The sequence below is a fragment of the Pseudomonas sp. genome (assembly GCF_026224925.1).
Lineage (GTDB): Bacteria > Pseudomonadota > Gammaproteobacteria > Pseudomonadales > Pseudomonadaceae > Aquipseudomonas.
The window spans coordinates 1-10,451 of record NZ_JAMFRV010000422.1; the positions used below are offsets into that span (position 1 = coordinate 1).

The window sequence follows — 10,451 nt, forward strand, 5'->3', positions numbered from 1 at the left end:
AATCCCGCCGCGTGGCATCAACCTGAAGTACCCCATGAGCGACGCGCTCAAGCGGGCGTTGGCCAACCCTACTGATTCGGCCGATCCAGCCACCTACGAGTAATCGCGTCGATGAAATATGACTGGAGTTGGAGCGTCTTTCTGGACGTCTCCTCCAATGGCGTGGACACCTATTTACATAACCTGTTTGTGGGTGTCGGCTGGACATTGGCACTTTCGCTGACGGCGGGGTTTGTCGCACTGATCCTGGGGTCGCTGGTGGCGGTGATGCGGACTTCGCCATCGGCATTGCTGCATTTTATCGGCACGGTATACGTGGAGGTGTTTCGCAATATCCCGCTGCTGGTGCAGATGTTCCTCTGGTATTTCGTGCTTCCGGAGCTGCTACCCAAACACCTCGGGGACGCCATGAAGCAAATGGCCCAGCCATGGGGGCAGTTCATGCCCGCCGTGCTATGCCTGAGCACTTACGGTACCGCGCGATTGGCCGAAACCATCCGCGCAGGTATCCAGTCGTTACCGCGAGGGCAGGGGCAGTCGGGTACGGCAATGGGCCTGACACCGATTCAGGTCTATCGCTACGTCATCCTGCCGCAGGCGTATCGAATAGTGATTCCGCCCCTGACGTCGGAGTTCATGGGGATCGTCAAGTACTCCTCAGTGGCATTGACCATTGGTCTTCTTGAGCTGACAGGCCAGGCGCGAGCCATGCAGGAGTTCAGCTTTCACATCTTCGAGGCGTTCTCTGCCGCGACGGTGGGCTATCTGGTCATCAACGGCTGTGTGGTGCTGATCATGCGCAGTATCGAGCGCCGTTTTGCACTGCCAGGAATGATGGGCTGGAAGGCGAAAATCAAACTGAACGGGAGCGCATCATGAATTTTGATTTCGCTGCCATCGTCCATGCCATTCCGTACCTGTTTGGAACCGGCATGACGTTCACCTTGGTGCTGACCTTTGCCGCCGCCACCATGGGCCTGGCGCTTGGGACGGTGCTGGCAATGATGCGCCTGTCGCCGTATCGCGCGCTGTCGATTCCGGCAGGTTTTTACGTCAACAGCATGCGTTCCATTCCGTTGCTGCTGGTGATCTTCTGGTTTTACTTCCTGATGCCTTATATCGGCGCCTGGATCACCGGGTCCTCGCGACCTTTGAATGTAGGCGCCTATAAGTCGGCCATCATCACCTTCACGTTGTTCGAGGCGGCCTATTTTTGCGAAATCATGCGTGCCGGTATTCAGTCGGTGTCGCGTGGGCAGATGTCCGCCGGGTTGGCCATCGGCCTGACGTATCGCCAGACCATGCAGAGCATCATTTTGCCGCAGGCCTTTCGCAACATGCTGCCGTCGTTACTGACGCGGGTGATCATTTTGTTCCAGGACACCTCACTGGTGTACGTGTTGTCGCTAACCGACTTTCTCGGCGCCGGAGCCAGAATCGGGCAGCGCGACGGCCGTCTGGTGGAGTTGTACCTGTTTGTTGCGCTGGTTTACCTGGTGATTTGCTTCACCGCCTCGCGGCTGGTCAAGCTGCTCGAAAAACGAACCCTCACCCTTCGCTAAACGTGCCTTTGCGTGTCAAACCAGCAGGATCATTCCAGATGATTGAGTTCAATAACGTCAGCAAGTGGTACAACGAGTTCCAGGTACTGGACAGCTGCACCACGCGCATCAACAAGGGTGAAGTGGTGGTCGTGTGCGGCCCGTCCGGGTCTGGTAAATCCACTCTGATCAAGACAGTCAACGCACTGGAACCCTTTCAGAAAGGCACTGTTTTAGTCAACGGCGTCTCTGTCGGGGATGCTAAGACCGACCTGCCAAGGCTTCGCTCAACTGCAGGCATGGTCTTTCAGCATTTCGAACTTTTTCCGCATCTCACCGTGACCGAGAACCTCTGCCTCGGTCAGATGAAAGTGCTCAACCGCAGCCTGAAAGAGGCTCAAGAAAAAGCCCATGCATTGCTTGAGCGGGTTGGGCTTCTGGCGCACAAGGATAAGCATCCCGGAACACTGTCTGGGGGACAACAGCAGCGCGTCGCGATTGCTCGGGCATTGTCTATGGACCCCACGGTGATGTTGTTCGACGAGCCGACTTCTGCGCTAGACCCGGAAATGGTCAACGAAGTGTTGGATGTGATGAGCGATCTTGCCAGCGAAGGCATGACCATGATGGTGGTGACCCACGAAATGGGTTTCGCCCGTCGCGTCGCTGATCGAGTGATCTTCATGGACGGCGGCAAAATTATCGAAGACTGCGTCACCTCGGAGTTCTTCGATAACGTCGAAGAACGCGCCGACCGTACCCGCCAGTTTCTTTCTAAAATCCTCCAGCACTGATAGGGGTTAATCATGCTTCCTTTGAGTTCCCAAGACGTGCGGGCGGGTCATGCCATGCCTGTCGATCTGCGCAGCGATACCGTTACTCTGCCGACACAGGAGATGTACGAGCGCATGCGCCACGCGCCGATCGGTGACGATGGACTCGATTTCGATCCCTCGGTGCGTGAGTTGGAAGAAACCGTTGCCCGGTTACTGGGTAAAGAGCAGGGCTTGTTCGTGCCCAGCTGCACCATGGCGAACCTGCTGGCCGTGCTGGCACAGACCGATCGCAGCGAACAGGTAGTGCTGGAGTCGACCGCGCACATGTATACCTCGGAACGGGGTGGCGCGACGTTCACCGGGCTGTTCTATCTCGGTGTTCCAGGGCAACGCGGTGCCATGGACTTGAACGAGGCTGAAGAGGTGTTGAAAGGTGGCAAGCACAAGCTTAAAACGGGCTTGGTGACCATGGAGACTTCACACAATAACGCGGGCGGCACCGTGCCTTCGTTGGGGCATATGGCGGCGGTTTATCGACTGTCCGAGGCGCGAGGTGTGCGGGTTCATTTGGACGGCGCGCGGTTGTTTAACGCGGCGGTGGCATTGAAAGTCTCGGCTGCTAAGGTGGCGGCTCATGCTGATACCGTTTCCGTCTGCTTGTCCAAAGGCCTCAGCGCGCCAGTGGGAGCGGTGCTGGTCGGACCTTTCGACACCATGGAGAAAGCGCGCCGTCTGCGTCGAATGCTCGGCGGTACTCAGCGCCAGGCTGGGATTATGGCGGCGGCGGGTTTATACGCCGTGCAGAACATGGTCACCCGCTTGAGTGACGACCATGATCGTGCACGATTGCTGAGCAACAAGCTCAATCAATTGGGGTTGCCGTTTAGCGCCTCGCAACCTGACACTAATATCGTCCAGGTGGATATTTCCCAGTCCGGGCGTGATAGCGCGGCGTGGACGCGGAACCTCGAAAGCGTCGGATTGCTGGTTCGTCCGTGGGGAAACAGCCGATTGCGTTGCGTGACCCACCGCCACATCGACGACAGCGACATTCAATGGGCAGTGGATTGCTTTCGCGCGGCCATGGTGATGGCGGCTCACTAGGGGGCTTTATTCCTGACGCTATGGTGCAGCGTAACGGCGTGAGCTCCAGTAATCTGTACGTCTGATTCCTTTCCGGAAAATGCCGCTCCCCATGAAAATCATCCGCAGCAAGGACTTCACCGGCGACCGCGCCTGGGCCGCCCTGGACATCGCCAACATGAACGGCATCACCACTCGCTTACACTGGACCGATCAGCCTTACAAATGGCATGTAAACGACGGTCAAGAAGTGTTCGCCGTGCTGGATGGCCGGGTAGAAATGCACTTCAAGGAAAACGGCGTCCAGCGCTCGACGATGCTGGAAACCGGCGACATCTTTTATGCATCGGTGGGCACTGAGCACGTAGCCCACCCGATTGGGCCCGCGCGCGTGCTGGTGGTGGAACACGAAGGCAGCGTTTGACGAGCGCAGAACATGCTCCTGCCGGTTTAACGAATCAGACCATAAACAGGTCTTTATGCAGTGGCACGAATGTTCTCGCCTAGAATCCGTGCAGCATCCTTTGCCGGGGGCAGGCCAAATACGCGTGCGTAATCGCGGCTGAATTGGGTAGCGCTTTCATAACCGACCTCAAAAGCCGCGCTCGTAACGTTCTTGGCGTTCGTCACCATCAGTGTTCGAGCCTGAAGCAATCGAACACGCTTTTGATACTGCAACGGGCTCAGCGTAGTGACAGCTTTGAAGTGGCGGTGGAAGGCGGACACGCTCATCGCCGCATACTGCGCCAATGTCTCCACTCGAATGGGCTCGGCGAAGTCACGGCGAATCCTCTGGATGGCCCGGCTGACTCTGGCCATGGCGGTATCAGTCGCGGCAATTTCACGAAGCATCCAGCCGTGCGGGCCCTGCAGGATCCGGTACAAAATCTCCCGTTCGTAGACTGGGGCGAGGGCTGCAATATCATCGGGTCGGTCCATCAATCGCAGCATGCGCACCCAGGCATCCATCAGCTCGGGCGTGACGGCGGCTACCGAGAAGCCTGCGTTCTGTTCATGGTGCCTGGTGGGATTAGGCAGGTCTGCCAGTAACGTCGTCAGAACCGCCGGGTCCAGCGTCAGGCTCACCGCCAGGTAAGGCTCCCCGGTGGAAGCGGGGTGCACATTACCGACTGCGGGCAACTCGATGGACATGACGAAATAGGTTGCCGGGTCATACTGCAGCATACGGTCGCCGACCGTCATGGACTTGCTGCCCTGCAAAATCAGGTTGATCATCGGGTCATAAACGGCCGCCAACAGGTGTTCAGGGATCTTGCCCTGGACCATGGCCACGCGTGGAATACCCGTTTCGGTACGCCGATTCTCAGCGCGGGCCGCCAGCGCTCTAAGCTCATTCAGTTGGGTTTTCATGGAGGACATCTGACCTCAGGCTGATGCCCTATGCAAGCAGAAAGCAGAAACAGGCAGGTTTCGAGTAGAAACCGCTGCGTTCGCTTCGATGTCGATGGTTATTGTGGTGGCTTACCTGATCGACGTCGCTGACGTGCGCAGTTTTGAGACGATGACGTAGGTAAGGTCATCGCCACGTTGATGTCCGAGGACAGCGGCTGGATCAATGCCCAGACCATCGAGGTGGCGGGCGGTTACATTATTTGAATCGGCATTTAAATCCGCGAGGCCACTGCATGCTCGACCATATTTTTCTTTCTGTCAGCGATATTAATCGTTCGGTTCGCTTCTACAGCGCCGCACTCACCCCGCTCGGAATCACTGCGCGGCACGATTACGACGGCAAGGACGGCCCTCCTGGCCACCCCGACCTCAAGGGCTTCGGCGCCAATGGGCGCATCTTCTTTTGGTTGCGCGCGGGTGTGGTAGAGGGGAGGTCGGTTCACGTGGGTTTCGTCGCGAGCAGCCAAGCTGAGGTCAACGCAGCCTACGCTGCTGCCATGGAAAACGGCGCTGTCGACAATGGCGCCCCTGGCGCACGTCTGCATTACGACCCGAACTATTACGCCGCCAATGTTCTGGACCCGGATGGCTACAGCCTTGAGTTCGTCTACAAGAACTGGCAGCACGCCCGCAGTCACTGATGTGTAGGGTTAAATGGTTGAGGCTTACACAGAAACAGAAGTATCAATCGACGCGGCCTGAACCAAATCAAACAGCGAATAGATCGAGTCGACGATGTAAAGAGTCATGGCGCTAAGAAGCACAACATTGATGGCGTGGAAAATCATGATCGTAGGTTCCGGGTCAGGTTTGGATGGCGCCATTGTTGCCGGCGCGGCCGGAAATCAGAAGGCATCTACGTTTATGGTGCTCATCGATGGAAATGATGATGCGCTGTTCAAGCTGGCCGAAGCCTGCGACGGCATCGATTTCGATCAAGTATTTATTCTCATTCCCACTGAGTGGAACGCATGAGGATAATCCCGATATTTCGGATTTTTAATCAAACGAATACCTCCTAGTATCGAACTCTCGCACTCTGTTACATCAGGCACATCCCGTAAGTTGGGTAATAACCCAGGCGGTTAGCCTCAGGCAGTAGCGTGCAGCATTAGTCTTCCAATAATAATAAAGACAGGCGAATCATGAGTTCATTTAGCCAAAGCTGTATCGATAAAGAGGGCGCGTAGGCTAAGGCATGGGCGCAATGGGCTGGGTAGCGGTGGCTGACACGTTCCCCCGCTAAATAACAAGAAGCGCGTATACCGCCGCGCCCGTTTTTATCTGGAGAAATCGCCATGAGCGACTTGAAAAAAATGCGTAGCCAACGTTGGTTGGCTAATGAAGATTTTCGAACGTTTAATCATCGGTCCAGAGTTATGCAGATGGGCTATGACAAAAAGGACTGGGAAGGTAAACCGGTCATTGCCATCCTGAATAACTGGTCGGATTTCAACCCCTGCCATATGCATTTCAAACATCGGGTGGAGGAGGTAAAACGCGGTGTGTTGCAAGCGGGCGGGTTTCCCTTGGAGTTACCAACCGTCTCCCTTGGCGAAAACCTGATCAAGCCTTCGGCGTTGCTCTATCGCAATATGCTGGCGATGGAGGTTGAGGAAATGATCCGCGCCTTCCCGGTGGATGGGGTCATTCTCATGGGCGGCTGTGACAAGACGACACCTGCGATGTTACTGGGAGCCACCAGCGCCGATCTACCGACCATCTTCATTCCTGCTGGTCCGATGTTACGTGGCAACTGGGCTGGCAAGACATTGGGGTCCGGCTCCGATGCCTTTAAATATTGGGATGACAAGCGCGCGGGGATTATCAGTTCTACCGAGTGGGAAGACATTTTAAGTGGCATTGCCCGTAGCCCCGGCACCTGCATGACCATGGGGACAGCAAGTACTATGACCTCGATCGCCGAAGCGTTGGGCATGACAATGCCTGGCGCTGCTTCGATTCCGGCGGTCGATGCAGCCCATCAGCGGATGTGCACCCAGGCCGGCCGTCGCGTTGTCGAGATGGTCGTGGAGGACCTGCGTCCATCGGCGATCCAGACCCGCAATGCTTTCCTGAATGCAATAACCGTGGCCATGTCGGTTGGCTGTTCGACCAATGCGATTATTCATGTGATTGCTCAGGCCCGCCGAGCGGGGCAGGACATCAGTCTTGAAGATTTCGACGAACTCAGTCGCAAGGTCCCAGTGCTCGCCAATATTCGCCCCAACGGCACCAGTCATTACCTGATGGAAGACTTCTATTACGCTGGCGGACTGCCTGGGCTGATGAGCCGGCTGAAGCCGTTCCTTCATCTGGATGAAAAGACCGTCAGCGGCATGACGTTAGGGGAGACGCTGGAAGGGGTTCAGGTTTACAACGACGACGTCATTCGTCCCTTGGACAAGCCTATCTATACCGAGGGTGCGCTGGCTGTGCTGCGTGGCAATCTTGCGCCTGACGGCTGCGTGATCAAGCCGAGTGCGATGAGTCAAGAATTTCTGGTGCACCGTGGTCCGGCCATGGTCTTCGATGACTATCCGACGCTAAAAGCTGCGCTGGATGACGAGGATTTGGACATTACCGCTGACCACGTCATCGTCCTTCGTAACGCGGGTCCCAAGGGTGGGCCCGGCATGCCTGAATGGGGCATGGTGCCCATCCCGCAGAAGTTGGTGAAGCAAGGCGTGCGCGACATGTTACGTATCTCCGATGCACGCATGAGTGGCACCAGTTATGGCGCTTGCGTGCTGCACGTAGCACCCGAAGCTTATGTGGGTGGCAATCTGGCGCTGCTGCGTAATGGCGACATCATCAGCATGGATGTGCCGGCACGTCAGATTAATATCGAAATAAGCGATCAGGAGTTGGCGCGCCGTCGGGAGGAATGGGTTGCTCCCGCCCCACGGTATGGTCGCGGTTACGGCTGGATGTACAGCGAACACATCACCCAAGCGAACGAAGGCTGCGATTTTGATTTTCTCAAGACTTCATTTGGCGAGACCGCTGGCGAGCCGGACATATTCTGATTGGGGCGTTGTCATTCGACCGGGTCAATCACCTGTGTGGCGGTACAGCGGTGTTGATTCCGGTCTAAGCGCAGGAACGGCACACAACTCAGCATAATCATCCTCCCTGGCGGAGTGCTCGCGAAGCGGCCATCAGCCCTTCCACAGATACTCCTCAACCAGCTCCACCCAGCAAGCCGCCGCCAGCGGGGTGACTTCATCATTGAAGTCATAGTGGTCGTTGTGCACTGAGCATCCAGTGAACTCACCGGAGCCATTGCCCATAATGAAGTAACAGCCGGGCCGGGCCTTGAGCATCCAGGCGAAGTCTTCGCTGCCCATCAGTCGCACCGGCATTTTATCCAGCACGTTTTCGCTGCCCAGCACCTTCTGCGCGGTTGCGCGCATGCGTTCGGTTTCGGCTTCGCTATTGACCAGTACCGGGGCCAGTAATTGGTAGTCGATATCGACCTTGACGCCAAAGCTGGCTGCCTGGCCTTCGACGATTTCGCGGATGCGACGTTCCACCCGGTCGCGAATCTCTGGGGCCGCAGTGCGAACGCTGACCATCAATTTGGCTGTTTCGGGAATGATGTTATAGGCGCTGCCGGCCTGGACCATGCCGACACTGATCACCGCCGCCTCATCTGCGGCCAGATTGCGTGAAACCACAGTCTGTAAGGCGCTGATGATGGAGGCCAGTGCAGGCACTGGATCAATGGCTCGTTCAGGCATGGCACCGTGACCGCCGCGACCGGTCAAGGTGATGGTGACCCGCTCGGAGGAGGCCATCAGTCCGCCGACCTGCACCACGGCCTGCCCGACTGGCAGGCCCGGCATGTTGTGGTAGGCGTACACCGCGTCGCATGGGAAACGGCCGAACAGGTCATCTTCGATCATCAGCTTGGCGCCGGCCAGGCCTTCCTCGTCTGGCTGGAAGATCAGGTTCAGGGTGCCGTCGAACTCCGCAGTGTGTGCGAGCTGTTCGGCTGCTGCCAGCAAGGTCGTGGTGTGGCCATCGTGGCCGCAGGCGTGCATGCGCCCTTGATGCTGGCTGGCCCAGGGCAGGCCGTTCTTTTCCAGAATCGGCAGTGCATCCATGTCTGCGCGAATGCCCAGGCTGCGTTTGCCATTGCCCCGACGCAGGACGCCGACCACGCCATTGCCGCCCACCCCGGTATGCACTTCATAGCCCCAGCTGCCAAGCATTTCAGCGACCAGTGCGGCGGTGCGCAGGGTGTCGCCGCCCAGTTCCGGAAAACTGTGGATATCACGGCGAATCAGTGCGAAGTGTTCGGCGCTGTTTTGCAGTTGCTGCTTGATAATCAGGTTGGTCATGGTTGATTCCTTTTTTTGGCACTAGAACCGGCGTCAAGCTCGGCCTGGATATTCAGGGTACGAACGCAGCGCGAACAGGCTCAGGGCCACGGCGGCGATCAAATAAAATGCGGGGGTCAACGGGTTGCCGGTCACGCCGATCAGCCAAGTCACCAGCAGCGGGGAGAAGCCGCCAAACAGGGTTACGCCAAAGCTGTAAATAATAGACAGGCCAGTGACTCGTTGTTCTCGGGGAAAGGCTTCCATCATCAGCGCCAAGGATGGGCCCACACCCACTGCCAACGGCATGATCAGCAAGGTGATGGCCAGCATGCACAGGCCAATGCTTCCCCCGCCCAGCAGCAGGAAGGATGGGTAGACCATCACCAGCGGCAGCCCGACGGTCCAGTACAGCAGGGGTTTGCGCCGCGCGAAACGGTCGGCATAGCGTGCTGATAATGGTGGGGTGATCGCCAGCAGCGCACTGGCCAGGCCGACTAGGGCGAAGGCGAACGTGCCCGGATAGTGCAGCGTCTGTACCAGATAGGTCGGCATATAGAAAACCACCATGTACATGGTGACGGTGGAGCTGGCCATCAGCGCAATACCCAACAGCAGCGTACGGCCTTGCGTGCGCAGTAGTTCACTCAGAGGTGTGGGGTTATGGCTGTCGGCATGGGTTTCGTCCAGATGCTGACGGATGTACCAGCCTACCGGACCGATCAACAGGCCGATGATGAACGGCACGCGCCAGCCCCACGAGTGCAGGGCCTCTTCACTCAAGGTGCTAGTAAGCACCAAGCCGGTCAATGCGCCGACTAGCGCCGCTGCACCTTGGCTGGCGCCTTGCCAACTGACCATGAAGCAACGAGTGTCTGTGCGTCCTGATTCCATCAGAAAGGCCGAAGCGGTGCCGACTTCGCCGCCAGCGGAGATGCCTTGCAGTAATCGGCCGAACACCAGCAGGAAGGTCGCGGCGATGCCAATACTGGAGTAGGTCGGGGTAAAGGCGATGATCCCGGTGCCTACGGTCATCAGGCCGATGGTCAGCGACAGTGCGGTCTTGCGTCCGCGCCGGTCGGCGACCCGACCGATCAGCACTGCGCCCAACGGACGCATCAGAAAGCCGACGGCAAAAGTCGCCAGGGACATCAACAGCGAAGCGATTGTCGATTCACCGGGAAAAAACAGCTTGCCGATGATCACGGCGAAGAAGCTGTAAACGGTGAAGTCGTAGATCTCCAGGGCATTGCCCAGGGAGGAGGCGATTACCACCCGCCGCATCATGCGGGATTGGGGTGCAACACTCGATG

Annotated in this window: 11 protein-coding genes and 1 pseudogene; 9 read left to right on the plus strand and 3 right to left on the minus strand. The window is 57.5% G+C overall.

What is annotated here, in order from left to right; all coding sequences use genetic code 11:
* Positions 1–111: 111 nt before the first annotated feature.
* The 5 genes from M0974_RS18240 to M0974_RS18260 all read left to right on the plus strand — a co-directional run bounded on the left by M0974_RS18240 (position 112) and on the right by M0974_RS18260 (position 3,824).
* Complete coding sequence (locus M0974_RS18240; RefSeq protein WP_297839766.1) at positions 112–879, plus strand: amino acid ABC transporter permease; 768 nt, start codon at positions 112–114, stop codon at positions 877–879.
* Entirely contained in the window at positions 876–1,562 is a 687-nt protein-coding gene (locus M0974_RS18245) for an ABC transporter permease subunit (protein ID WP_297839768.1), read from the plus strand. Before M0974_RS18240 ends, M0974_RS18245 begins: the two co-directional genes overlap by 4 nt.
* A gap of 38 nt (positions 1,563–1,600) precedes the next feature.
* Positions 1,601–2,335 (plus strand): amino acid ABC transporter ATP-binding protein, encoded by a 735-nt coding sequence (locus tag M0974_RS18250; RefSeq protein ID WP_297839771.1) that lies wholly within the window; start codon positions 1,601–1,603, stop codon positions 2,333–2,335.
* Between the two features lie 12 nt (positions 2,336–2,347).
* Positions 2,348–3,421, plus strand: coding sequence for a low specificity L-threonine aldolase (locus tag M0974_RS18255; RefSeq protein WP_297839773.1), 1,074 nt, complete (start codon positions 2,348–2,350; stop codon positions 3,419–3,421).
* A gap of 91 nt (positions 3,422–3,512) precedes the next feature.
* Positions 3,513–3,824 carry a cupin domain-containing protein gene (locus tag M0974_RS18260; protein WP_297839775.1) on the plus strand — a complete coding sequence of 104 codons (312 nt, stop codon included), beginning with the start codon at positions 3,513–3,515 and terminating at the stop codon, positions 3,822–3,824.
* A 53-nt stretch (positions 3,825–3,877) separates the two neighbouring features.
* On the opposite strand, the gene M0974_RS18265 is transcribed toward M0974_RS18260, so the two are convergent.
* Positions 3,878–4,771, minus strand: coding sequence for an AraC family transcriptional regulator (locus tag M0974_RS18265; protein WP_297839778.1), 894 nt, complete (start codon positions 4,769–4,771; stop codon positions 3,878–3,880).
* A 150-nt stretch (positions 4,772–4,921) separates the two neighbouring features.
* Here M0974_RS18265 and M0974_RS18270 point away from each other — a divergent pair.
* The 4 genes and pseudogenes from M0974_RS18270 to araD all read left to right on the plus strand — a co-directional run.
* Positions 4,922–5,017, plus strand: a pseudogene (locus tag M0974_RS18270) (3-oxoacyl-ACP reductase); the annotation flags it as partial.
* 29 nt (positions 5,018–5,046) lie between these two features.
* A complete protein-coding gene (locus tag M0974_RS18275; protein ID WP_297839781.1) occupies positions 5,047–5,454 on the plus strand; it encodes a VOC family protein in 408 nt (135 codons plus the stop codon).
* Between the two features lie 130 nt (positions 5,455–5,584).
* On the plus strand, positions 5,585–5,788 hold the full coding sequence (locus M0974_RS18280; protein WP_297839784.1) for a hypothetical protein: 204 nt from the start codon (positions 5,585–5,587) through the stop codon (positions 5,786–5,788).
* Between the two features lie 323 nt (positions 5,789–6,111).
* A complete protein-coding gene (gene araD / locus M0974_RS18285; RefSeq protein WP_297839789.1) occupies positions 6,112–7,842 on the plus strand; it encodes an L-arabinonate dehydratase in 1,731 nt (576 codons plus the stop codon).
* A 132-nt stretch (positions 7,843–7,974) separates the two neighbouring features.
* Here araD and M0974_RS18290 read toward each other — a convergent pair whose 3' ends face one another.
* Positions 7,975–9,159, minus strand: a complete 1,185-nt coding sequence (locus tag M0974_RS18290) for a M20 aminoacylase family protein (RefSeq protein WP_297839792.1) — start codon at positions 9,157–9,159, stop codon at positions 7,975–7,977.
* Between the two features lie 33 nt (positions 9,160–9,192).
* Positions 9,193–10,425: an MFS transporter gene (locus tag M0974_RS18295; RefSeq protein ID WP_297839794.1), complete on the minus strand. Its 1,233-nt coding sequence runs from the start codon at positions 10,423–10,425 to the stop codon at positions 9,193–9,195.
* Between the last annotated feature and the right edge of the window lie 26 nt (positions 10,426–10,451).

Excerpts from the sequence above, each read along its gene's own strand:
- M0974_RS18255 (WP_297839773.1), top strand. The coding sequence starts at position 2,348 with ATGCTTCCTTTGAGTTCCCAAGACGTGCGGGCGGGTCATGCCATGCCT.
- M0974_RS18290 (WP_297839792.1), bottom strand. The coding sequence starts at position 9,159 with ATGACCAACCTGATTATCAAGCAGCAACTGCAAAACAGCGCCGAACAC.
- M0974_RS18265 (WP_297839778.1), bottom strand. The coding sequence starts at position 4,771 with ATGAAAACCCAACTGAATGAGCTTAGAGCGCTGGCGGCCCGCGCTGAG.
- M0974_RS18240 (WP_297839766.1), top strand. The coding sequence starts at position 112 with ATGAAATATGACTGGAGTTGGAGCGTCTTTCTGGACGTCTCCTCCAAT.
- M0974_RS18260 (WP_297839775.1), top strand. The coding sequence starts at position 3,513 with ATGAAAATCATCCGCAGCAAGGACTTCACCGGCGACCGCGCCTGGGCC.
- araD (WP_297839789.1), top strand. The coding sequence starts at position 6,112 with ATGAGCGACTTGAAAAAAATGCGTAGCCAACGTTGGTTGGCTAATGAA.
- M0974_RS18280 (WP_297839784.1), top strand. The coding sequence starts at position 5,585 with ATGGCGTGGAAAATCATGATCGTAGGTTCCGGGTCAGGTTTGGATGGC.
- M0974_RS18275 (WP_297839781.1), top strand. The coding sequence starts at position 5,047 with ATGCTCGACCATATTTTTCTTTCTGTCAGCGATATTAATCGTTCGGTT.
- M0974_RS18245 (WP_297839768.1), top strand. The coding sequence starts at position 876 with ATGAATTTTGATTTCGCTGCCATCGTCCATGCCATTCCGTACCTGTTT.
- M0974_RS18250 (WP_297839771.1), top strand. The coding sequence starts at position 1,601 with ATGATTGAGTTCAATAACGTCAGCAAGTGGTACAACGAGTTCCAGGTA.
- M0974_RS18295 (WP_297839794.1), bottom strand. The coding sequence starts at position 10,425 with ATGATGCGGCGGGTGGTAATCGCCTCCTCCCTGGGCAATGCCCTGGAG.